General features: G+C 67.0%; 23 protein-coding genes. 12 read left to right on the plus strand and 11 right to left on the minus strand.

From position 1 onward, the window contains the following. Window positions 1-10: 10 nt before the first annotated feature. From TFU_RS14675 to tenA, 4 genes are all read left to right on the plus strand, one after another. Entirely contained in the window at window positions 11-676 is a 666-nt protein-coding gene (locus tag TFU_RS14675; RefSeq protein ID WP_011293367.1) for a response regulator, read from the plus strand. A 38-nt stretch (window positions 677-714) separates the two neighbouring features. Further along, the gene (locus tag TFU_RS14680; protein WP_011293368.1) at window positions 715-1152 is read left to right on the plus strand and encodes a pyridoxamine 5'-phosphate oxidase family protein; all 438 of its coding nucleotides are present in this window, start codon (window positions 715-717) and stop codon (window positions 1150-1152) included. 399 nt (window positions 1153-1551) lie between these two features. Continuing rightward, the gene (locus TFU_RS14685) at window positions 1552-2061 is read left to right on the plus strand and encodes a hypothetical protein (RefSeq protein WP_227480944.1); all 510 of its coding nucleotides are present in this window, start codon (window positions 1552-1554) and stop codon (window positions 2059-2061) included. Window positions 2062-2644: 583 nt separating this feature from the next. Beyond that, window positions 2645-3352: a thiaminase II gene (gene tenA, locus TFU_RS14690; RefSeq protein ID WP_011293370.1), complete on the plus strand. Its 708-nt coding sequence runs from the start codon at window positions 2645-2647 to the stop codon at window positions 3350-3352. A gap of 47 nt (window positions 3353-3399) precedes the next feature. Here tenA and TFU_RS14695 read toward each other — a convergent pair whose 3' ends face one another. The 3 genes from TFU_RS14695 to TFU_RS14710 form a co-directional block, all read right to left on the minus strand. Further along, window positions 3400-3960, minus strand: coding sequence for a hypothetical protein (locus TFU_RS14695; protein ID WP_011293371.1), 561 nt, complete (start codon window positions 3958-3960; stop codon window positions 3400-3402). Window positions 3961-4223: 263 nt separating this feature from the next. Continuing rightward, window positions 4224-4943 (minus strand): hypothetical protein, encoded by a 720-nt coding sequence (locus TFU_RS14700; RefSeq protein WP_011293372.1) that lies wholly within the window; start codon window positions 4941-4943, stop codon window positions 4224-4226. A gap of 422 nt (window positions 4944-5365) precedes the next feature. Continuing rightward, window positions 5366-6613, minus strand: a complete 1248-nt coding sequence (locus tag TFU_RS14710) for an LCP family protein (RefSeq protein WP_016189385.1) — start codon at window positions 6611-6613, stop codon at window positions 5366-5368. 351 nt (window positions 6614-6964) lie between these two features. On the opposite strand from TFU_RS14710, the gene TFU_RS14715 reads away from it, so the two are divergent. Both TFU_RS14715 and TFU_RS14720 read left to right on the plus strand, forming a co-directional pair. Next, entirely contained in the window at window positions 6965-7387 is a 423-nt protein-coding gene (locus TFU_RS14715; RefSeq protein WP_016189386.1) for a hypothetical protein, read from the plus strand. Then, window positions 7387-7764, plus strand: coding sequence for a hypothetical protein (locus TFU_RS14720; RefSeq protein WP_011293375.1), 378 nt, complete (start codon window positions 7387-7389; stop codon window positions 7762-7764). Before TFU_RS14715 ends, TFU_RS14720 begins: the two co-directional genes overlap by 1 nt. A 177-nt stretch (window positions 7765-7941) precedes the next feature. Here the strand turns inward: TFU_RS14720 and TFU_RS14725 are convergent, their stop codons facing one another. The 5 genes from TFU_RS14725 to TFU_RS14745 form a co-directional block, all read right to left on the minus strand. Then, window positions 7942-8619: a response regulator transcription factor gene (locus tag TFU_RS14725; RefSeq protein ID WP_011293376.1), complete on the minus strand. Its 678-nt coding sequence runs from the start codon at window positions 8617-8619 to the stop codon at window positions 7942-7944. A gap of 89 nt (window positions 8620-8708) precedes the next feature. Continuing rightward, window positions 8709-10193: a sensor histidine kinase gene (locus TFU_RS14730; RefSeq protein ID WP_011293377.1), complete on the minus strand. Its 1485-nt coding sequence runs from the start codon at window positions 10191-10193 to the stop codon at window positions 8709-8711. Window positions 10194-10238: 45 nt separating this feature from the next. Beyond that, the gene (locus TFU_RS14735; protein WP_169803323.1) at window positions 10239-10943 is read right to left on the minus strand and encodes a signal peptidase I; all 705 of its coding nucleotides are present in this window, start codon (window positions 10941-10943) and stop codon (window positions 10239-10241) included. A gap of 225 nt (window positions 10944-11168) precedes the next feature. Continuing rightward, window positions 11169-11954: a hypothetical protein gene (locus TFU_RS14740; RefSeq protein WP_234351724.1), complete on the minus strand. Its 786-nt coding sequence runs from the start codon at window positions 11952-11954 to the stop codon at window positions 11169-11171. Beyond that, window positions 11938-12411 (minus strand): hypothetical protein, encoded by a 474-nt coding sequence (locus tag TFU_RS14745; RefSeq protein ID WP_227480945.1) that lies wholly within the window; start codon window positions 12409-12411, stop codon window positions 11938-11940. Before TFU_RS14745 ends, TFU_RS14740 begins: the two co-directional genes overlap by 17 nt. A 445-nt stretch (window positions 12412-12856) precedes the next feature. On the opposite strand from TFU_RS14745, the gene TFU_RS16240 reads away from it, so the two are divergent. From TFU_RS16240 to TFU_RS14760, 3 genes are all read left to right on the plus strand, one after another. Beyond that, entirely contained in the window at window positions 12857-13471 is a 615-nt protein-coding gene (locus TFU_RS16240) for a SipW-dependent-type signal peptide-containing protein (RefSeq protein ID WP_227480946.1), read from the plus strand. A gap of 81 nt (window positions 13472-13552) precedes the next feature. Further along, window positions 13553-14137: a TasA family protein gene (locus TFU_RS14755; protein WP_011293382.1), complete on the plus strand. Its 585-nt coding sequence runs from the start codon at window positions 13553-13555 to the stop codon at window positions 14135-14137. Between the two features lie 10 nt (window positions 14138-14147). Next, window positions 14148-14750 (plus strand): hypothetical protein, encoded by a 603-nt coding sequence (locus TFU_RS14760; RefSeq protein ID WP_011293383.1) that lies wholly within the window; start codon window positions 14148-14150, stop codon window positions 14748-14750. Window positions 14751-14815: 65 nt separating this feature from the next. Here TFU_RS14760 and TFU_RS14765 read toward each other — a convergent pair whose 3' ends face one another. The 3 genes from TFU_RS14765 to TFU_RS14775 all read right to left on the minus strand — a co-directional run bounded on the left by TFU_RS14765 (window position 14816) and on the right by TFU_RS14775 (window position 16940). Further along, complete coding sequence (locus tag TFU_RS14765) at window positions 14816-15316, minus strand: ATP-binding protein (RefSeq protein WP_011293384.1); 501 nt, start codon at window positions 15314-15316, stop codon at window positions 14816-14818. Between the two features lie 462 nt (window positions 15317-15778). Beyond that, a complete protein-coding gene (locus TFU_RS14770; protein WP_011293385.1) occupies window positions 15779-16060 on the minus strand; it encodes a GlsB/YeaQ/YmgE family stress response membrane protein in 282 nt (93 codons plus the stop codon). Between the two features lie 274 nt (window positions 16061-16334). Beyond that, entirely contained in the window at window positions 16335-16940 is a 606-nt protein-coding gene (locus TFU_RS14775; protein ID WP_011293386.1) for a hypothetical protein, read from the minus strand. A 353-nt stretch (window positions 16941-17293) separates the two neighbouring features. Here TFU_RS14775 and TFU_RS14780 point away from each other — a divergent pair, with 353 nt between their 5' ends. The 3 genes from TFU_RS14780 to TFU_RS14790 all read left to right on the plus strand — a co-directional run bounded on the left by TFU_RS14780 (window position 17294) and on the right by TFU_RS14790 (window position 21271). Next, window positions 17294-19672 (plus strand): phosphoketolase family protein, encoded by a 2379-nt coding sequence (locus tag TFU_RS14780; RefSeq protein ID WP_011293387.1) that lies wholly within the window; start codon window positions 17294-17296, stop codon window positions 19670-19672. Next, on the plus strand, window positions 19672-20757 hold the full coding sequence (locus TFU_RS14785) for an acetate/propionate family kinase (RefSeq protein WP_011293388.1): 1086 nt from the start codon (window positions 19672-19674) through the stop codon (window positions 20755-20757). The genes TFU_RS14780 and TFU_RS14785 overlap by 1 nt, the downstream gene beginning before the upstream one ends. Before the next feature lie 91 nt (window positions 20758-20848). Continuing rightward, a complete protein-coding gene (locus TFU_RS14790) occupies window positions 20849-21271 on the plus strand; it encodes a YciI family protein (RefSeq protein WP_011293389.1) in 423 nt (140 codons plus the stop codon). The last annotated feature ends 33 nt before the right edge of the window (window positions 21272-21304 follow it).

Genomic DNA, 21304 nt, shown 5'->3' on the forward strand with positions numbered 1-21304 from the left:
GGAGGCAGCCATGCCGCAGGCGGACACGCCTAAGCCGATCAGGGTGTTTCTGGTCGACGATCACGAGGTGGTGCGCCGGGGAGTTGCCTCGCTTCTCGAAGACGAGGACGACCTGGAGGTTGTCGGCGAGGCGAGCACCGCGGAGCAAGCGCTCAGCCGCATCCCGGTGGTGAAACCGGATGTAGCGATTCTTGACGTGCGACTGCCTGACGGTTCCGGGGTTGAAGTGTGCCGGGAGATCCGGTCATCCCACCCTGACATCGCCTGCCTGATGCTCACTTCTTTCGCCGATGACGACGCGCTCTTCAAGGCGGTGATGGCGGGCGCGGCCGGCTACGTGCTCAAGCAGATCCACGGCTCTGATCTGGTGGGGGCGGTGCGTACCGTGGCGTCGGGTGGTTCGCTGCTTGACCCGCGCAGCACGGGGCGGATGTTGGAGCGGCTGCGGCAGAACGGCGGTAAACCCGATCCGCTGGCGGCACTCACCCCGCAGGAGCGGCAGATCCTCGATCTGATCGGGGAAGGGCTCACCAACCGGCAAATCGGGGAGCGGCTCTTCTTGGCAGAGAAGACCGTGAAGAACTACGTTTCTAGCCTGTTGGGGAAGCTTGACCTGAAGCGCCGCACCCAGGCTGCGGTGCTGGTCGCGCAGTTGCGCGCGAAGAACCAGATCTGACGTTCCTCGGGAGGATTGAACGCTCAGGAGGAAGGCGCATGAACGTGAATGGGCGTGGTACGGCCGTTACCGACAGGGCCGGCCTGGAAGTGCTTGCCCGGGAGGAGTGTCTCCAGTTGCTGGCGGAGGCTCCGATCGGCCGTATCGTCTTCACTGATCATGCGCTTCCAGCGGTTCAGCCCGTCAACTTCGCCATGTTGGGGACGGACATCATCATCCGCACGTCCCCGGAGTCGAAGCTCGCGCAGGCCATCCGGGACACGGTGGTCGCGTTCGAGGTGGACGACTACGACGTGGAGACTCGCACTGGCTGGTCGGTGGCGGTGGTCGGGATCGGCCGTGCGGTTGACGACCCCGAGGAGTTGGCGCTTCTTGAGTCGCTGCCGTTGCAGCCGTGGGCGCCGGGCCCTAAGCCGCATTTCATCCGCATCATGACGGACATTGTGAGCGGGCGCCGCATTCCGAAGAAGTCGTGACTTCCGCCGCGCTGGTTTCGCGTGTGGCCTTCCCCCGTGGGTTCCAGAAGCCAGCGCGGCGGTGTGACTTTCATCTCTTCCCTTTCGTGCTGTGAGCGGCGGGTGCCATGGTGGGCCGGCGGCCGGGGTGCCGTTGGCGAATTCGACGCCGGGGGCGAAGAGGTGTGTTTTCCGGCGAGTTGCGGAACGGGAAACGGGGGACGGGCCTTCCGTGATCCTGGGGTACAACTATCGTGCCCGTTCATTACTTTCGCGCGACCTCTGCGCCCTTTTGACAGCCCGCTGACCACTGGCGTTCCAGGGGTGAATTCCAGGTGCAGTCAGGCATCGCCGCGGCTTTGCCGCCGGAGCCTTCACACAGCGGAAGGGAAGTCTATGGACCTGGTGTGCCGGATTGGCATGTCTCATACCTATGCCCGTGATTTGCGGTCGACCGTGCGCCACAAGTCTCCGCTGGCCCGGAAGATCGCGGGAGCGGTCATGGAGTCCTGCAAGATCTGCCGCTGGGACGGGGCTAGGCTCGCGGCTCGCGATATCGCCCCGGGCGGGTTGGCTGCCGAGCTGTATTCCGCGTGGGCGGAGCATGAGGCGTTGGCTGCCTTGGCCGAGGGGAAGCCGTTGGACAGGGTGGTGACGTTGGCGACGTTGATGGGGCGCCGCAAGGGCATGCTCTTTCCTCCCACGCCGGACACGTTCGAGCTGTGCACGATCACGGTGGACGGGGTTGACGTGTCCGTGGATGTGTCCCGGGTGTTGGAGCATTTGCGGGGGTTGACCTACCAGGAGCGGGTGTGGGTGATGGACGACGTGTTGAGCGGCATCGTGGGTGCCGAGTTCTATCCTCCGGCCCCTATCGAGAAGCTGTTGACGGGGGCGCGGTCGTGGGGGAAGGCCCGAGCAGTGCTTTGAGCGGGGAGGCGCGACAGGGCTGGTGCCCGGGGCCCGGCCATGGTTCTTGGACGGGGCGCCGGGCAGGCGGACAGCGTATTCCGTTTTCATTCCCCTGCTGTTCCGCGAACAGCGGTGAGACCACTCCTTTCCTTGTGGATTATCATGGTTTTTCCGTCTCGTTCAACAGAGACGGAATTTTTCTTTTCTGGGATTGAGTTAAGAAAATGCCGCATACCGGGACAATTCCGTCACTGCCCTCTTTTCTCGATTCATGATCGGGAATTTTCCCCCATCACACCGGAGAGGAATGTTTGAAAACTGCCTTGACCAGGCATGACACGGCTTCTCTGTGCCGTTGTCGCACGAGCAGAACCTGTGCGACCAGCGGGATTGCCGGGCTTCTCCCTGGCGGCAGCATTCCGTGGCCGGGGTGGACGCGCCGCGGAAGATAGGGCAAAGTAGACACACGGGAAACTTCTTCCCGAGACGGGAATCCGGGTTTCCCACCCCCGCTATTTCCTAGGGATTCCTAGGAATTCCGCTGAAATACTCCACTCCCCCACCCTGTACTCAACGATCCGGATATGCGAGCGGAGGAATCGTGGGCGTACTTCCTGTCACCGACGGCGAGACAGGTTTCACTGCCGAGCTGGGACGGCGGCACGCTGACCTTTTCGAAGCCTTCTACCAGCATCCGTTCCTCAAAGGCTTGCGGGAAGGCAGTCTCAGCCGGGAGCAGGTGCTGCACTATGTCGCGCAGGACTACCAGTACTTGACCGCGTACACCCGCTGCTACGGGCTGGGGATGGCGCTCTCCCCCGACCGGCGGTGGATGCGGTTCTTCCACGACAACGCTGCCGTGATCCTCTGCGCGGAAACCCACGCGCACGAGTCGCTGTGCGCGTACGTGGGGGTGTCCTACGAGGAGGCGCAGGCGGACCATCTGGCGCCCACTGCTCAGGCGTACATCAACCACATGATGGAGGCGGGCCGGGACACTCTCGGCGTGCTGCTGTCCGCTCTGCTGCCGTGCCCGTGGACCTACCTGTGGGCGGCGGCCCGGTTCACCAGCGAAACCCCGCTGGACCCCAGCCACCCCTTCTACGGCTGGTGGGACTTTTACGCGGGCCTGTACGAGTCCCAGAAGCTCACCCAAACCCGGGCCATGCTGGACGAGTTGGCTGCCGCGGCGGGTCCCGCTGAGCGGGAGCGCATGGAGCGGGCATTCGTCGCGAGCTGCCACTACGAGATCCGGTTCTGGGAGATGGCCTGGTCTTTGGAGGACTGGACTCCGCCGAACGGCTCCTGACCTTGGGGAGGGCGACCGTCCGCCACCGGTCGCCCTCCGCTGCCCGGTTACAGGGTCAAGCCCTCGCCCAGCAGGCCTTTGCCGAGGAGTCCTTCCGTGGATAGGCCCAGCGACTCGGCAGGGTCAGTGACGTCAGCGTTCTGTCCGGCGCGGGCCCTCTTGCTGCCGGAGGGGCGGGCGGACGTGGCGTAGTCAGCGGCAGGGCTCTGCCCGGCGCGGGCCTGGCCGCTGGCGCTGTGCTGTGCGCCCTCAGCGGCTCCGGCGCCGGGGCCGGAGAGGGCCGCGTTCTCCTGCTGGGGGACGAGGTGGTGGCTGCCTGCCTGGTGGAGCAGCGCGATGACCGTGTTCTCGTCGGGCAGGGCAGCCGTCCCCAGCGGGCGGGAGAGGGTCTCCTCATGGATCGTTGGCGCGGACAGGTCCGGGGTGTGCGCCCCGGCAAGGTCGATTTCCAACGCGTCCGTCGACACTGCGGGCAGGGCGACGCCGAGTCCGTCGAGTCCCGTGCTGCTGGGAAGGCCGGAGATGAGGCTGCTGCCGAGGGCGATGAGACCGGTTGCCCCTACGGAAAGCGCAGCGGTGCGGACGACGGCGCGGATGTTCGCGAGCATGCTTCTCCTTGCTGATTGTTGGGTCGGGAATGGGTTGTGTAGCGGGCCGGTCGGCGGGCAGGTGGTCGCGCCGCCACCGGCCGGTCAGCCGAGGGGTTGTGCGGGCCGCCCGGCTGGCCTGAACTCCACAGCAGGCGGGGTGCGCAGCTCAGGTCAGCTCCCAGAGCACGCTGGGATCACGAAACCGGTGGGAGAGAGAGCAGCGCCGGAAGCGGAGACGTCTTCAGGCGCGGGTCCGGTCGCAGGCCCGGTGAGGACTGCTCCTAGTCGGGTGAGAAGAAGGGGTCGGCAACGTAGTGCCGGGGCGGGAGCGCGACGGACAGATCGGTGAGCGCGGTGACGCTGTCGCGGCGGGCCACGGCAGGCGGGTCGGTGAGGTCGCCGACGATTCCCCCGGTCAGGGACGGCCCCTGCTGGGGGGCGTGCGAGTGTGCTGCGGGAGCGGGCGCGGCGGGTTCTGCGGGTTGTGGTCCGCTCTCGTCCTCGACGGTGTCGTCCGCGGCAGCTGGAACGTGGTTCGGGGCGGTGGCGTGGCCGCTGGCCTCGGCAGGCGCGGTGGGCTGGGGTTGCGGCGCCTCGGGGGCGGTGCCGGCTGCGGTTGCCGGACTGTCACCGGTTCCGGTGGGGGCGGGACGGGACTCCACCGGTGGGGGAAGGGGCGTGTCGGTGCGCTCTAGCTGGTCGACGTCCACGGCCAGGGCAGTGTCGACCGGAAGCTCGGTTTGCGGGAGGGGCAGCGGCGCGAGGCGGTCGGTGGTGAGCGCGGTGTCGACGAGTTCGGTGAGCTCTGCAGTGGTCTGCGCTACCGCGGTTTCCGGGTGCCGGATGGCGCCGGTGAGCGTGTCGAGGGTGTCGGCGAACGCCGGGGCGGCCGCACCGAGCACCCAGGCGACGAAGGTGAATCCGCTGAGGAGGAGAACACGGCGGATCCCGGGGAGCCGAGCGGCGTGGCTGGGCTCGGGGCAACGCGGTGCGTGTGCCATTCGCCTCCTCCACGCCTTGGGTCCTCTGCGAGTACCACCAAGCTGTGACGACGAGTTCCGCCTATGACACGTAAAGTGATCGCCTGGTGTCGCCAGTGACCGTAGCATGCCTCGGGCCTTGACGTCGGGAGTTACGCAAAACCCGTCGGAGCCGCAGACGTCTTAGGACTAAAGCCCCAGGTATGTGCGGTCTTTGTGCCGATGCTCTCTCCCCGCGCTGTGGGATTGACTAATGGTGGCGGTCGGGAGTGCGGTCCTCGACCGCCACCACAGGAAGCCCCGACGGGGCGGGCGCGAAGAACTCCTCTCACGGCTGTGCCGGGCAGACTCGCAGCCGTTGAGCGCCCTCGCGGGAGCGGCCGGGAGCGCGGACTCGGCCGCTCCCGCCGTCTTTTTCTGCCCTCCCCTGGTCCGGGTTTTCCTTAGCGCGGGGTGACCATGTCCTCCGTGCCCAGGCCCAGACCGTTGACGCAGGGGTCCGCGGTCGCGTCGCGGCCTTCGATCGCGTCCGGAGGCGCCGCGGACGGGGTCGGTTCCGGGTTCGTGGGCTTCGGGGACGGCTCCGCAGGATAGGACGGGGTGAGGCTGGTCGACGGGCTGGGCTCGGCCGTTGGCCGCCCGGTTTCCACGATCACGTCCTCGACCGGGGTGTCCTCTTTGATCGCGCGGAACAGCCGTTCTGCTTTCTCCTCGTTCCAGATCACCCGGTTCGGGTCCCAGGGGGCGGGCCAGGACGGCACCGTGTAGAAGGTGATGTTCCGCGGTTCGACGTCGGCCAGGGTGAACGCGATCGACAGCATCGTGTCCAAGGTGAGGTCCGCGTCGGTCGCCGTGTACTGGGTCACCGACTCCAGCAGGGCGTGCATGGTCGTGGGGTTGGCGAGCACCTTGCTGTCGAGCATCTGCGAAGCGAGCGCGCCCAGGAACATCTGCTGGCGGTCGATACGGCCCAGGTCGCCCCCGTCGCCGATCTCGTAGCGGGCGCGGACGAAAGCCAGCGCCTGCTCCCCGTCGAGCACCTGGGTGCCCGCTTCTATGTCGAGTTTGGACCGCTCGTCGTGGAGGGGGACGGGGATGCACATTTCGACGCCGCCGAGGGCGTCCACCATCTCCCGGAACCCTACGAAGCTCAGGTGCACGAAGTGGTCGATGCGGATCTGGGTGAGCGATTCGATCGTCTTCACCACGCAGGGCGGTCCACCGTGGAACAGGGCGGCGTTGATCATGCCGTAGTAGCCGTAGGTGCCTTCGGTCTCCCCGTACGGGTCGCAGGCCGGCAGGTCCACGAGCGAGTCGCGGGGAAAGCTCACCACGATGACCCTGTTCTCCGGGGAGATGTGCGCCAGCAGCAGGGAGTCGGAGCGTTCCCCGACGAAGTCCCGTCCGCCGTAGGCGGCGTTGCCTCCCTCGCGCCCGTCGGAGCCGATGAAGAGGATGTTGACGGCGTCGCCGATTTTAGGGGGCCGCTCTTCTTCGGGGAGCAGGGCGACGAGATCGTGCTGGACCATGTTGGCGCGCAGGGACCGGTAGTAGGCGTATGCCGTGCCGAGGCAGGCGATCAGGGCCGCGCTCAGAAGGATCGACGTCCACACCAGGACCCGGCGGAGGCTACGGCGGCGTGGTGGCGGGTCCTCGGGAGAGGGGGTGGACGGACGGGCGTCGTCGGACATGGAGACTTCCACTGGTGTGTGGGACTCGGCGGAGTCACGTGCCCGGGGGCGAGGCACAAAAGACACAAGGGGTGATAAGGGATGACCGAAAGCTGATCCTATGAGATTCCCCACCCGGAGTGCACGGGGCGGGTAGGCAGAGGTTGCTGATACCTCAGGTTACAGATCGGTACCGCACGAAAAACCCTGTTCCTCATGTGGTTTAGGGTGGTGGAGAATATTGGTGATCAGCTTTGTTTACCACTGGTCGCCCCGTGGACCCAGTGGGCCGACAACAACGGCGACTCAGCATGTGAAACCGGATTCTGGATGCCTGTCTCCCTCTTCTCTGCCCATGGTGAGCCCTTCAGGTTGCCGGCCGTCTCCCCAGACGAGCGGCAGCCCGACCTGGTCGAACGGATCGTTGACGGACTGCGGCACCATCCGCGCGTCATCTTGGATGCAGCCACCGAGCGGGACCAGCAGCGCACCATTGCCGCAGGCAAAGTCGCGGGCAAGTATCTGAAGCGCGCAACGAAGGCCGCGGTGACCAGCAGAGGCGTACTGATCGAGTTCGACGACGTCGACTTCGACGACTCTTACGCTCCGCTCTCCGATGAGCAGGAGCAGTGGGTGCCAGAACCCTCGGTGGAGTCCTCGGTGGAACGGAACGTCCAGGCCACGGCCCCTCTGGAACTGCCCGTGCACGACGACCTTCCGGACGGGCAGTTGCCTCGCCGGATTCCCGGGGCGGGTCCGCGGCCGGGCCCGCGCATTCCCCGGGGCATTGAGTGATGGAGGAACGGTCGCCTACGGCGCAGGACGTGCTGCCTGGACCGGTCCGCTGGGCCAGGATCCTGGTGTTTCTCCTGGCTGGGCTCAGCTTCGCCCACGGCCTGGTGCAGTTGCTGGGCATCGGCTCCGCTGCGGAAGCCACCGGCCCGCTGCTCGCTGCCGGCACCTCCGGCGGGGCACAGCTGATGCTGGGCCTGATGATGCGGCACCGTGGCCTGCCGGTCCTGGTGACGGTCCTGGCCGTCCAGGCGTTCACCATCGTTACCGTGCTGCTCACGGCCCACCAGGGGGCCATGCTCACCCACTTCGTGCTGCCGCTCGCAGTGGTAGTTCTGGCGCTGTCCCGCACCTCGCGCGAGTACTACCGGGGGTCCTGACTGCTGCCCGCGGGCAGGGAAACAACGGAGACGGGCGGCAGCTCCTCCCCCGGGAAAGCCACCGCCCGCTTGCCATCCCCCCAGCGTCCTCTCTGACCGGGGAGGGACGGCCCAAACCTGGGGTGGCGGATCTTCCGCGGTGCCGGCAGGTAAGGAAGGTGTGCCGCGGCCGTCCCGCTAGCGGTTCAACGATTTCACGAGGGCGACCGCTTCAAGCTGGGACCGCACGTTGAGTTTGGCCAGGATCGACCGAATCTGGGAGCGGACCGTGGCGATCGAGACGTACGACTCTTCAGCGATCACCTTGGCGCGCTTCCCTGCCACGAGCGCGTCGAGGACCTGCCGTTCCCGTTTGGTCAACTGGGCGAGCTTCTGGTTGGTGGCGCGCTGCTGCGCTTGCAGGGCGCGGTATTCGGCGATCAGCTCCTGTCGTTCCTTGGCGTCCATCATCGGACGGCCCGCGAAACCGTCGAGAATGGTGTAGATCAGCTCGTCGAACGGCACCGATTTCGACAGCCAGGCGGCAGCGCCCGCGGCGAGTGCTTCAGCGATCCGCTCTCGTTCCGTGCTTCCCGTGACCAGCAGCACCTGCCAGCCGGACCGGGTCAAGTCCCGGGCGAGCGGAACCCCGTCTCTGGGGCGGCCCTCCGCGTCGCGTCCCAGGTCCAGGTCGAGGAGGATCAGCGACGGCTGGAGCTGGGTGGCCTGGTCGAGGACCGCTGAGGGTTCCAGGGAGTGAGCGCGCACCGCATGGATTCCTCGATTGCAGAGCGTCATCTCGACCGACGCGCTGAAAAGCTCGTGGTCGTCAACGATGAGTACCGACGGGGAAACCGCGCGGTCAGGATTCGACATTGCCGCTCCCGATACTTCGTGGCCCTGGTGGACGTAGTGGACGGGTCAGCGGTGCGACCCGTGCTTTCTGACGAGGGGACTGTGGGGTCTCACACTCCTGGGGTGGACGACTGCTGTGCCCGTGATCTGAGGGGCAGGTCGATGAGGACGGTGAATCCGGGCCGTTCCGGATCGGCGGGGGCGATCTGCAGGCGGCCTCCGTGGCGGGTCACGAGTTCCTGGCAGACGGCCAGGCCGATCCCTTCTCCCACCGAGCCGCTGCCTTTGACTCCGCGCCGTATCACCTCCTGCTCCTGGCCGGGCGGGATTCCGGGCCCGTCGTCGTGGATCCGCACCCGCACCATGGTGTCGCTGATCCGGTACGTTTCCACCCACACGTGCGCTCCGGGGGCGTGCCGTTCGCAGTTCGCGAGGATGTTGGTGATGACTTGGGCGACAGCGTCCTGGGGCATGGCGACGACGGGGTCGCCGTCCACGGTGAGGTCGATCGCGGTGCCGTTGCTGCGCCGGATCAGCACCAGCTGCTTCAACAGGGACCGCAGCCGGGTGGTGTCGTTGCGGGTGTGCTCTGACTGCGGGGACAGCATGGCCCGCATCCGGTTCAGCTCTGCGGACAGTGCGGCGCGCAGAGCGGCACGGTCCACTTTTCCTTCCGGGTCGTCCATGGCGAGCACTTGGGCCGCGCCGTCCAGTCCGGCCAGGGCGTTGCGGAGTTCGTGCGCTTGGGTGGAGAGCCGTTGGCGTGCCTCCACTGCTTCGGCTTCTGCTTTGGCGAGCCGCTCCTGGTCGAGGTGGAACCGCTGGTAGGTACGGTAGGCGACTTGGAGGACCGCGAGCAGGACCAGGGTGGTGCCTAGGACGCGCATGCCGGGGGCGAGCAGCGGCGAGTACAAGGGGGGTGCGTAGAACAGGGAGTCGCCGCTCCAGAATCGGGGGGCGTGCGCCAGGACGATGGCGAGCTGCCCGAAGCTGAGCCACACCAGCATGCGGTTGCGCCGCAGCACGCCGATGACCAGGCAGGTCAATGCGACGTTCAGCCACAGCAGGGCGGTGCAGGAGAACAGGATGGGCGAGCGGACCACCAGGTAGGCGGCTTCCGGGAAGGCCGCGGCGAGTCCTCCTGAGGCCAGGGAGCACACGGCTGCCACGAGCAGGCCGCGCAGGCCGGTTGCCGGGTTCCGGAACGGGCGGATCGGCCACGGGTGGGGCCGGTCGAAGGGGACTACGGCGAGCAGCAGCAGGGTGATGGTGAGCAGGGTGGCGGTGTGGCGGATCGCTATGACCACGATGGTGTCGAGGGTGGTTGCGGCGAGCCCTGAAGCGGTGGTGGGGACCACCACCATGCCGTAGAGCATCATCGCGGCCGCGATCCGGCGCAGAGAGGACTGTTCAGAGAGCCGGGCGACCATTTCCGCGGCGAACCCGGCAGCAACCGAGGTGGCTGCGGCGAGCATCGCCATGGTCGCGACTGCCCCGGACGCCAGCGAGAGCTGGGATTCGAGGGCGGAGAGGGTGAACGCGCTGGCGATGACGAGCGCCAGCAGCACGGCTGATTCCACAACGAGTCTGCGCACAGTGGACCGTCCTTCACCCCGCGGCAGTGGTCGTGACCCGGCTCATCAGTTCCCGTCCCCTCCTTCTCCGACGGGTTGGGGTGACTGCTGGGTGTTCTCCGCGGGAGGCTCGTCGTCGCTGAGCGCCACGCTGAGCAGCCAGATACCGAAGACGAAGAGCAGGCCCGCCAGCACGTAGAGGGCGGTGGGGCCTTGCACCATGGCCTGCTGGGCGTAGCCGAAGTAGGGGATGTGGTACCACACTTTTCCGCGGACGTCGGCGGCGGGAACCGGGGGTTCGTCGGGGACCGTGTTGGCGTCCCCCTGGGTGTGGAAGACGATGCCTTCCTCGGTGGTTTCGATGTCGATCACGCGGTGGGTGACCAGGGGAAGGGTGGTGGTGTTGGCGACTTCCGTCTGGGCCGGGTCAGCGTGGGTGAACGTGATGATGTCGCCTACGTCGATCTCGTGGGGCTCGACGGGTCCGGCGATCACCACCGAGCCCACGGGGAGGGCGGGCTCCATGCTGCCGCTGAGCACGATCAGGGCTTGGGCGCCGGTGATGCGGGGCAGGACTGAGACCGAGAAGACGATGACCAGCGAGCCGAGGACGAGGACCACCACGGTGATCCGAAAAAGTGCTGAGAGGATGCGCAGGAGCACGGAGCGTTTTCTATGTCGCGGTTCCGGTTGTTCTTCTTCTTGGATGTTTTGTGAGGATTCACCGAGTGGCGGGGTGTCGTCGTTGAGCGGGCCGAGACGGTTGTCCATCACCATTTCCCCTTCACGTTCGCGTGCCCCGCGGGCCTGGTCATCGCCGGAGACCGGATTTTCTTTGCGAGGTCGGAAAGCCCTTCCCGCGTGACGCGTCGAACGCATGGAAGGAGCGACACCGGTTCGTGCCGCACTCCAGCGATTTTACGAAAATTAGATATAGAGCGGGATTAGGTGTCATAAATTCCGAATTTCCCGGGGCGCTGATGTTGTGCCGGGGATTCACTGCTCGACGGGACGGTCTGCCGACCGCCGTCCCGCCTCGCTTCCCACCGTGACCACAAGCAGAGCGCCTCCCGCGAGCAGGACCACCGCGGCCCCGGCCAGCAGCATGACGTGGGCTCCGGTGAGCGCCAGCGCAGCAGGACCGGGGGTGCCTGCCGCAGCCGTCTGGAGCGGCACCCCGTCCTCGGATTCCCACTGCGACGTGCTCGGGATCGCTTCGGCCCGCCAGACGAGGACGAAGCTCACCGAATCGGTTTGCACTTCGTTGCCGGTAGTGGCCGGAAGTTTGAGGCCGATCACGACCTCGGCTGTGCCCCGGGCGGGAACGGTGACGATCTGGCCGCTTCCGGAGACCGCCTCGTTCAGCGGGGCACTGAACATGCGGAGGTTGCCCGGTGTCCCCAGCCGCAACTGCACGTGCTCCCCTAGTTCTCCCGGGCTGTCGCAGGTGTCGTCCACCCGGGTCTCAGGGACGCTGCACCCGTTGTCGGCGTTGTGGAGCTCGTCCACCCGCACCCCGAGGGTCACCGGCTCGTTGCGCTGGTTGATCACGGTGACCAGCCAGGCCTCCTCATAGCCGGGAGCGATGTCGGCGACGTCGAGCACCCGCAGTTCGCTCACGTCTAACTGCTGGTCGATGTGGATCACTCCCCCGGGCTGGGGGGTGGCTGCTGCGAAGGCGGGAGCGCGGCAGACCAGCAGGGTGGAACACAGCACCAGCGCGGCCGTCCCCACGGTGATCGACCGGAGGATGGAGCGCTCACTCCTACTCAAGGCCGACACCTCTCGGTTCGTGTGCATGCCTTTCCACCTGGGATGAGGACGGGTCGCTGTACGGGCTGTACGGGGCGTGGGGGGAACGGCCCCCTTCGTGGGAATGGTCCGAGGATCCGGGAGGCCCGGGGTGCAGGAAGTCCGGATCGGTGCCTTCCTCTCGCTGCGAGACGGGCGGGGATGAAGGAGTAGCGGAAGGCGTGGGCTCCGCGGCGGGCGTGGCCGGGCTTGGCGACGCTGACGGGGTCGGGGAAGCTGTGGGCGTGGGCGCGATCACTTCGATGGGGGGAGTGGTGGCGCGCACCGTGAACGAGGCGCTCGCCTTTCCCAACTGCAGGAGCGACAGCGCGACCGCAGCCACCGCGGCAGCACCGATCACGGCCCAGGCCGCACGCTGGCCTGGAAGCGGCAGGCTGAGACGCCACGTCACCGCGTTGGTGCCGCGATCGGCGTGGTTCATGTTCATGCTGTCGTTCCTCGAACCGGGGCATCGTGGATGTTCACAACTTTCGTCCACGAGCACGGATAGTGCCACCCAGACTGCCCCGGAAGTGGTGCGGGCTCATCGCCAAAAAGTGGGAAACATACTTCGTTCACTTTGGGGATGACCAGAAACCGGAGAATCGGCAGAGTACTGGATGACAGAACCGGAAGAGTCGGTGGCGGAATGCGACCTCGCCGATGACGGCACTGTCGACCACCGGCGGGGAAGCAGCGGGAAGCTACGCCACATCCCCCTGACGGCCCCGCTGCGCTACCGCGGGAGGCCGCGGAGGCGGCAACGGGACTGTTCGGCGCGCACGCTTCCCTTTCCCGATGCACCCTCGGGACCACCATCTTCCGGTTCTGTCTGCGGTCTCCCCAACTCCCGCCGGCACGGCGTGAAAGGAAGGGCCTTTGTGGCCACCAGAATGAACAAAAGAAAAAGGCTTGTCGCAGGTTTAGGTGCCGCTGCGGTGATCGGCGCCGCAGTGGCGATCACCGGAGGCACCTACGCCTATTTCACGGACAGCGCGCAGACCACCGAGCAGGCAATCCAGGCAGGCGACCTGGAGGTCCGTATCGACCAGTCCGGCCAGGGAGTGTCGAACAAGCCGGTAAAGATCGCCAACGCCGCCCCCGGGCACGTCTACGTCGAAGACCTGGCTTTCCCGCACGCAGGGCACCGCTGGTACAGGATGCGGGTCACCAACACGGGAAGCATCGACGGGGAGATCAACTCCCTGGAAATCGTGGACCTGACCGGAAGCACCCCCAACCTGGCCGACCGGCTGCAGATCCGCGCCGTAGTCAAGCAGTTCGGTTTTGAGCCGGGCTCGTTCGGCAACCCCGGGTTCGAACCGCTGGACAACGGCAAGCTGGACAATCTTCCCGGAATCAAGCTTGTTCCGGCGGGCCAGTCCGTCTACATCTACTTCCAGATCGAGTGGCCCAACGGCAGCCCAGAAGAAGACAACCCGTACATGAACGCGACGACCTCCTTCAAGTTCCGGGTGAACCTGGACCAGGTCAACCAGGGGAACTAGGCGTGCCATCCCCGCACCGGCGCTGTGTCGGTGCGGGATTGGTCCATGGCCGTGGGCAGCCGGGGAGATTGAGACGCGAGCATGAGGAAAAAGACAGCACTGGTCCTGGGAGTGGCCACGGCCTGTGCCGCATTGCTGTTGACTCTCGGCGGTACGTACGCCTACTTCTCTGCGAGCGCAGTCTCCAAGCCCGGGCAGATCACCGCTGGAAACCTCTCGGTGGAAGTAGACGAACGTGATCCGAGCGGGGCCAGCGGTTTTGTCGGTCTTCGCGGCGCCGCTCCGGGAGGGCAGTGGCCGGCTTCCGACTCCGAGTCCTACACCCTGGTCATCACCAACACCGGTTCGCTTTCCGCGCTCATCGACTCCATCGACGTCGTCATCACTTCTGGCCGTCAGCCGGATCTCAGCGAAGCCCTGGAGATCCGGTACAGCTTTGCTGGGGGGCGTCACGGTCCGGACTGGTCCCAGGGCAGCGGCTGGGTGGATTTAGTTCCCGGACCTATCCTCGACCTCCTGCCCCGGCGTCCCGCCCCGATCCAGCCCGGCGAGTCCTGTGCGCTCCATTTCCAACTCCGCTGGCCTAACCGTGCTTCCGAGTACGACAATCTCTTCCAGGGTGCTGAGACCGAGTTCATGTTCGATGTCAGTCTCGGTCAGGCGTAGCGAGGGCTGGATGAAGAAGATGAGGCTGCGCAAGCCGGTGCTGGTGGCCGCTGCTGCCGCGGCCACGACGGCGGCGGTGTGGGGAGTCCTGATGACCACCCATGCCGCGTTCACTGCGCGGACTGCTACGGGACCCCTCGCAGTCGCCGCGGGCCGGCTCGACGTGGAGTTGACGACGTCGCGGACCGGTCAGAATCCGATCCGGGTGGACTTGTCGGAGGTGGGCCCGGACCGGATGTGGCCGCCGGACGGCGCGTTGACGGTGTCGCTGCGAAACACGGGGACCTTGGACGGGGTGATCAGCGCCCTGGAGACGGTGGAGGTTGTCGACGACAGCCCTGCCGGTTCCGCGGAGTTGAGCCGGGCATTGGAGATAGCGGTCAGCACCAACCCTGCGCAGAACTGGCATGATCCGGCGTTGACCTGGGAGCGTGTGGCAGGGGATGCCGCTCCTTCTGGTCGGGTTGTCGCTTCGGAGCTGGGGAGCCTTCCGGTCGGCGAGATGCGTGCCTTCCACGTCAAGCTGCGGTTCGTGGGTGAGGACGACGCAGCTTCCTATGCGGGAGCGACCACTTCGTTCCGTCTGGCGGCCACGGTGTCCCAGGCTTTGTGACTGGGGGACCCTGGGCGGGCAGGTCCCCCAGTGCTGGAGCGGCGGGCGGAGCGGCAGAGCACCGGTCACGGGCTGGCAGCCATTTGCAGTTCCGGGCGGAGCGCGAATTCCGCCCAGGTGATCATGGACCCGTGTCGGTGGTGGAAGGTGGGGGCGGCCGGGTGGACTTCCCCGTTGCTGGCTGGAAGACGCCCCCACGCGTAGGAGAGCGCTGAAGCGATGAACAAGCCCCGTCCGCTCTGTGCGTCCTCCGGCGGCAGCATGGCGCGTGCTACCTGTGCGGGCATGGGTTCGCGTCGGCCTTCGTCGGTGATTTCCAACCGCAGCAGGACGGGTGGGTCGCCTTCGGTCCGTACCGTGACCCGGACCGCTCCGCCTGGCTCCCCGGACGCCGTGTGTCTGATCGCGTTGGTGAAGAGCTCGCTGACCACCAGTTCCACCGAGTCGCGGATGCTCGGATATGCAAGGAGCAGAGAGCGGACCCAAGAACGCGCCCGGCCGCAGTTCTCGGCCGTTCCCGGAAAGGTCCGCGTCGCCTGGATTAGGCCTCGGGCGTCATCGCTCATGGGCATCACCATTCCTGGGCGTCGCACCGGATCATGGGGTGCGGCTACCCCGTAATCAGTTCACGACGCTCAGAAACGGCATTCCCGTCCTACTTTTTGTCTTTTGTCTACTGTGGGCTCACCCATGCCCCAAAAGAGCAACACAGGCCTGCCGGGTGGCAGCGGATCCGCGGGGCTGGTGCTTGCGTGGGACAGGGGTGCCCGCGCTGCGGTTCCTGATGGGGCGTCGCGGGGCAGCACGGCTGCCTCCTTGCGGCAATGGGCGCCTGCCCGGCCTGGGGATGCCCCCGCATGCGCCGCGGCTGCGGCGGACGCTGCCAGGACTGGGCGCTGTGGGAGGCCACGGCCCCGCTAGCTCCAGGTGTGGTGTCCGGTGCGAGCAGCAGCGGGGTCTTCCCACAGCAGCGGAGCCCGCAACCGGATGTGCGGGCTCGTGGAACGGTCGGGGGCAGGGTCCGGTTGTCAGGCGGGACTGTGCCCGCGGCGTCCGCCGCGTATCGCGGAGATGAGGTAGACGCCGATCGCTGCCAGCACCACCTGCACGATCAGGGTGAGCCAGAAGGACGTGGTGAAGCTTGCCATGATTGCGGTGCCGAGCAGTGCGGCGATGATGCCGATCACGATCGTCAACCAGATCGGCATGTCCTGTTTGCCGGGGACGATGAGGCGTCCCAGTGCCCCGATGATTAAACCGACCACTAAGGCACTGATGATCGTGCCGAAGAAACCGCCGCCGATTTCCATACTGACCTCCTGGATTTTCCGGATACCCCCTGACTGCCCGGCACGGGCAGAAAGATGCACGAGGAGGTCGACGAAGGAGGCGGGATGGGGCCATGCCGCGCCGGATAGCGCTGTGACGTGCCCTTATCCTGGCCGCCGTAGCCGAGGGAACGGGAAAAATCGTGCGGTTCGGGGGTGCTGCTCTGCCGCCCGCCACGTCGAGGCGGAGCCTTGTCGGCGGCCGAGGCCGTGCCCCTTCACCGCGGCGTTCTGTACGGCTTGCGGCGGAGCCGGGTCAGTCCAGGGGGTCGGCCTCGGCTGCCCGCCGGGTCGTGCGCGGTTTGGTGCGCACCTTACGCGAAGTGATCTTGGGGGCGGTTTCTGCCGGGGGTTCGTCGGCTCCGGACTCCGCACTCTCGGCGGAAGCCTCGGAGACACCGCCGGCGCGGATCTTCAACGCTTCCTCCTCGACACGGCGGATGTTGCGCACGGTCTCGGGCGGTTGCGGCAGCCGGTCGCCGCGGAGGTGTGCGCCTAGCACAGCCAGCCCGTAGTCGCACAGCAGCTGCCGGGCCTGCTGGGCGGGGACTCCGCTGAGCTGTTCCAGCTCCGGCATGGTGCATTCGCGGAGCAGCCGGATCACTTCCTGGACGGCTTCGCGGGGGCGGCGGGCCGTGATGGTCGCGGCGAGCAGTTCCGCCTCGGCCAGGGCGGCGGTGGACGGAGCCTCTTCCGCGGCGTCGCGTTGCGCGATGAGCAGTCTGGTCAACTGCCGGGTGGCGGTGTGCGAGGCCGCGCGGGTTTCAGCTTTGCGCGCGTAGCGCCCTTGCAGCCAGGTGACGGTGGCGCTCGTCACCAGGCTGACGGCGCCACCCGCGAGGACAAGCAGGAATTCGTTCACGACTACGCTCCGTGGAGGGGAGGAAACAGATGTTTGGTGAGCATTCGCTACTGGATGGTCACTTGTCAAGAATCATGCATAGCTGCTTTGCGGGGGAAGGGCCACTGTCCTGCCCGGTCAGCGTCGTCTGCGCGGTGGGACACCCCGGGTGAACCCCTCACCGGGGATACGGACCGAGCCTGAGGCAGACGGTTCGGCGGTGCCTTGGCCGTGCCTGCCGGTGGCGTCCGCTGCCCGGCCTACTCCACGAAGAGAAACGTGCAGTCCTCCGCAAAGGACGTTGCATCCCGCATAGAACGCCGGTGGGGGCGGTAGGGGACGTGGATGATGTCCACCGACCCGAGGGAAGCGGCATGACATCGACCGAATCAGTTCCCCGCCAGGCTCTCACCGTCACCGAACTCCAGGAGATCGACCGCTACTGGCGGGCCGCCAACTATCTGTCTGTCGGCCAGATCTATCTCCAGGACAATCCGCTGCTCCGCGAACCGCTCGTCCCCGAGCACATCAAACCGCGGCTGCTCGGCCACTGGGGCACCACGCCCGGCCTCAACTTCATCTACGCCCACCTCAACCACCAGATCCGCAGCCGCGGCACGGAGATGATGTGGATCGTCGGCCCGGGGCACGGCGGGCCTTCCCCCGTCGCCACAGCATGGTTGGACGGCGTCTATTCGCAGATCTATCCGGACGTCGGCCGAAACGCGGAAGGCATGCGCCGGCTGTTCCGCCAGTTCTCCTTCCCCGGCGGAGTGCCCAGCCACGCTGCCCCGGAGACCCCCGGCTCCATCCACGAAGGCGGCGAGCTCGGCTACGCGCTCGCCCACGCTTTCGGTGCAGCCTTCGACAACCCCGACCTGGTTGTCGCCGCGGTCGTCGGGGACGGTGAAGCCGAAACCGGCGCCCTGTCCGGAAGCTGGCAGTCGATCCGTTTCCTCAACCCGGCGCGCGACGGCGCAGTCCTGCCGATCCTGCACCTCAACGGCTACAAGATCGCCGGGCCGACCGTGCTGGCCCGCATCCCCGAGGAAGACCTGCTGGCCCAGATGCGCGGGCACGGCTACGAACCGCATGTGGTTGCGGGCGACGACCCGGACACGGTCCACCAGTTGATGGCCGGGACTCTCGCGAGCTGCCTGGAACGCATCGACACGATCCGGTTCCGTGCCCGGCAGGAGGACGGGGACATCGCGAACGTGCGCTGGCCCATGATCATCCTGCGCACCCCTAAAGGCTGGACTGGTCCCCGCGCCGTGGACGGAAAACCCGTGGAAGACACGTGGCGTTCCCACCAGGTGCCGCTTGCTGCCACGCGGGAGAACCCGGAGCACTTGCGCCTGTTGGAGGAGTGGCTGCGCAGCTACCGTCCGGAGGAGCTGTTCGACGAGCACGGCGCGCCCCGCCCGGAGACCACGACGGTGGTGCCCCCGCCGGACTGCCGGATCAGCAGCAGCCCGCACGCCAACGGGGGCCTGCTGCTGCGTGACCTCCTCCTGCCGGACTTCCGGGACTACGCCGTCGAGGTAGAACGCCCCGGTGTGGACATGGTGGAAGCCACCCGGGTACTGGGCGGGTTCCTCCGCGATGTGGTCGCCGCGAACCCGCACAACTTCCGGATCATGGGCCCTGATGAGACCCAGTCCAACCGGCTCGGCGCGGTCTTCGAGTCCACTGACCGGGCGTGGACCACGGAACGCCTCCCTGTCGACCAGCAGCTCTCCCCCGATGGGCGGGTGATGGAGGTCCTCAACGAGCAGCTCTGCCAAGGCTGGCTGGAGGGCTACCTGCTGACCGGGCGGCACGGCCTGTTCAACTCCTATGAGGCGTTCATCCACATCGTGGACTCGATGGTCAACCAGCACGCCAAATGGTTGAAGGTGAGCCGCGAGCTGCCGTGGCGGCGTCCCATCTCTTCGCTGAATTACCTGCTCAGCTCGCACGTGTGGCGCCAGGACCACAACGGGTTCAGCCACCAGGACCCCGGCTTCATCGACCACGTCGTCAACAAGAAACCCGAGATCATCCGGGTCTATCTCCCGCCGGACTGCAACACGCTCCTGTGCACCATGGACCACTGTCTGCGGTCGCGGAACTTCATCAATGTGGTCATCGCCGGCAAGCAGCCGCAGCTCACCTACCTGCCGATGGAAGCGGCGATCGCGCACTGTACGCGGGGCGCGGGGATCTGGGAGTGGGCGAGCTCGGACGAGGGTGCAGAGCCTGACGTGGTGCTGGCCTGTGCGGGGGACGTGCCCACCCTGGAGACGCTGGCCGCAGCGGACCTGCTCCGCCGCCACCTGCCTGAGCTGCGGGTGCGTGTGGTCAACGTGGTGGACCTGATGCGGCTCAGCAACGAAGGCGAGCATCCGCACGCTATGACCGACCGCGAATACGACACCTTGTTCACCCGGGACAAGCCGGTGATCTTCGCGTTCCACGGCTACCCGTGGCTGATCCACCGGCTGACCTACCGCCGCGCCGGGCATCCCAACCTGCATGTGCGCGGCTACAAGGAGGAAGGCACGACGACCACCCCGTTCGACATGGTGATGCTCAATGACTTGGACCGCTTCCACCTGGTGATGGACGTGATCGACCGGGTGCCCGGGCTGGGGGTGCGCGCAGCCGGGCTCCGCCAGCACATGCAGGACGAGCGGCTGCGCTGCCGCGCCTACACCCGCCAGTACGGGGAGGACGCCCCGGACATCCGCAACTGGGTGTGGGAGCCCTGATGCGGGTCCTCATCGTCAACACCGGGTCCACGAGCGTCAAACTCCGGCTCCTAGGCTCGGACGACGCGCTGCTGGGCCGGTGCGACTTCCCTGTCGTCGACGGCACGATCCCGGTGGACGCGATGACCGGGGCGTTGGAGCAGCTCGGTGCTTTCGACGCGGTGGGGCACCGGGTGGTGCACGGCGGGACGGTCTACCGGTCGGCGGTGCGGGTCGACGACACTGTGCTGCAGCAGCTCCAGGCGCTGGTGGAACTGGCTCCGCTGCACCAGCCGCAGGCGCTGGCCGCGATCGACCTGCTCCGCACGCTGCTCCCTGGCGTGCCGCAGGTGGCGTGCTTCGACACTACGTTCCACACCACCGTGCCGGAGGTGGCGGCCACTTATGCGCTGCCTGCCTCGTGGCGGGACCGGTTCCAGTTGCGCCGCTACGGGTTCCACGGCTTGTCGCACGCGTATGCGTCCCGGCGGGCCGCCGAACTGGTGGGGGGCGACCCGGGCCGGGTGGTGACCGCCCATCTGGGCGCTGGTGCGTCCTTGGCCGCGGTGCGCCACGGGCAGTGCGTGGACACCACTATGGGGTTCACCCCGTTGGAGGGCCTGGTGATGGCCACCCGTCCCGGGGACGTCGACCCGGGCCTGGTGCTGTGGCTGCTGCGGGACGGGCGGCTCAGTTTTGCTGAGGTGGACCGCGGGCTCACCTATTACAGCGGGCTGGCCGGGCTGGGGGGAGCCGCCGACATCCGGACGGTGGTGGCGCAGGCTGAGGCGGGTGACGCCGCGGCGCGCTTGGCGCTCGACGTCTACGTGTACCGGCTGCGCAGCAAGATCGCGGCGATGGCCGCGGCGTTGGGGGGCCTCGACACGCTGGTGTTCACCGGGGGTGTGGGCGAGAACCAGCCGCTGGTGCGCTCCGGGGCGGCGGCTGGGCTCGGTTTTCTCGGCGTGCGCGTGGATGAGGACGCCGATCGGGGCGCGGAACCGGACGCCGAGGTAACCGGGGACGGTTCCCGCGTCCGGGTCTTCGTGGTTGCGGCGCGAGAGGATCTTCAGATCGCCGCGGAGACCCGGAACGTTGTGGCGTGACGGGAAAATTTCGCCGCTGTCATCCGTGATTCGCCCGCTGTCGGGTAGCGGTGTTAACAACAGTGATCCCGAATCCGACAGGGGGAGAACCGTGAAGCACATGCTCATCATGCGCGCCACTGACCAGGCGATGGCGGAAGCCGCGAACCGGGACTTCGAAGAGATCCTCAACGAGATGGGCGCGTACAACGAGTCGATGATCGACGCCGGTGTGCTGGTCGCTGGTGAAGGGCTTGCCGAACCGGAGGAAGGCGCTGTGGTGGACTTCAGCACCGACAGCCCTCAGGTCACTGACGGCCCGTACGGCGACACCGAGAAGCTGTTCAACGGTTTCTGGATCATCCAGACGTCGAGCCGGGAGGAGGCCATTGAATGGGCGCGTCGTGCCCCGCTCGGCCCCGGCACCGAGCTGGAGGTGCGGCGCGTGCAGGAAGTGGAGGACTTCGCTGACTACGCCGACAACGAGTACCTCCAGAAGGAGGCGGAGTGGCGTCAGCGGCTCGGCACGGGGTGACCGCTGGCTGACGCCCTGGGACAGGGCTTGGCG

The sequence above is a fragment of the Thermobifida fusca YX genome (assembly GCF_000012405.1).
GTDB classification, from domain to species: domain Bacteria; phylum Actinomycetota; class Actinomycetes; order Streptosporangiales; family Streptosporangiaceae; genus Thermobifida; species Thermobifida fusca.

Excerpts from the sequence above, each read along its gene's own strand:
- TFU_RS14695 (WP_011293371.1), bottom strand. The coding sequence starts at position 3,960 with ATGCTCGCGAACATCCGCGCCGTCGTCCGCACCGCTGCGCTTTCCGTA.
- TFU_RS14725 (WP_011293376.1), bottom strand. The coding sequence starts at position 8,619 with ATGTCGAATCCTGACCGCGCGGTTTCCCCGTCGGTACTCATCGTTGAC.
- TFU_RS14675 (WP_011293367.1), top strand. The coding sequence starts at position 11 with ATGCCGCAGGCGGACACGCCTAAGCCGATCAGGGTGTTTCTGGTCGAC.
- TFU_RS14760 (WP_011293383.1), top strand. The coding sequence starts at position 14,148 with ATGAAGAAGATGAGGCTGCGCAAGCCGGTGCTGGTGGCCGCTGCTGCC.
- TFU_RS14785 (WP_011293388.1), top strand. The coding sequence starts at position 19,672 with ATGCGGGTCCTCATCGTCAACACCGGGTCCACGAGCGTCAAACTCCGG.
- TFU_RS14720 (WP_011293375.1), top strand. The coding sequence starts at position 7,387 with ATGGAGGAACGGTCGCCTACGGCGCAGGACGTGCTGCCTGGACCGGTC.
- TFU_RS14780 (WP_011293387.1), top strand. The coding sequence starts at position 17,294 with ATGACATCGACCGAATCAGTTCCCCGCCAGGCTCTCACCGTCACCGAA.
- TFU_RS16240 (WP_227480946.1), top strand. The coding sequence starts at position 12,857 with ATGAACAAAAGAAAAAGGCTTGTCGCAGGTTTAGGTGCCGCTGCGGTG.
- TFU_RS14700 (WP_011293372.1), bottom strand. The coding sequence starts at position 4,943 with ATGGCACACGCACCGCGTTGCCCCGAGCCCAGCCACGCCGCTCGGCTC.
- TFU_RS14685 (WP_227480944.1), top strand. The coding sequence starts at position 1,552 with ATGTCTCATACCTATGCCCGTGATTTGCGGTCGACCGTGCGCCACAAG.
- TFU_RS14710 (WP_016189385.1), bottom strand. The coding sequence starts at position 6,613 with ATGTCCGACGACGCCCGTCCGTCCACCCCCTCTCCCGAGGACCCGCCA.
- TFU_RS14770 (WP_011293385.1), bottom strand. The coding sequence starts at position 16,060 with ATGGAAATCGGCGGCGGTTTCTTCGGCACGATCATCAGTGCCTTAGTG.
- TFU_RS14735 (WP_169803323.1), bottom strand. The coding sequence starts at position 10,943 with ATGGACAACCGTCTCGGCCCGCTCAACGACGACACCCCGCCACTCGGT.
- TFU_RS14765 (WP_011293384.1), bottom strand. The coding sequence starts at position 15,316 with ATGAGCGATGACGCCCGAGGCCTAATCCAGGCGACGCGGACCTTTCCG.
- TFU_RS14745 (WP_227480945.1), bottom strand. The coding sequence starts at position 12,411 with ATGAACATGAACCACGCCGATCGCGGCACCAACGCGGTGACGTGGCGT.
- TFU_RS14680 (WP_011293368.1), top strand. The coding sequence starts at position 715 with ATGAACGTGAATGGGCGTGGTACGGCCGTTACCGACAGGGCCGGCCTG.
- TFU_RS14755 (WP_011293382.1), top strand. The coding sequence starts at position 13,553 with ATGAGGAAAAAGACAGCACTGGTCCTGGGAGTGGCCACGGCCTGTGCC.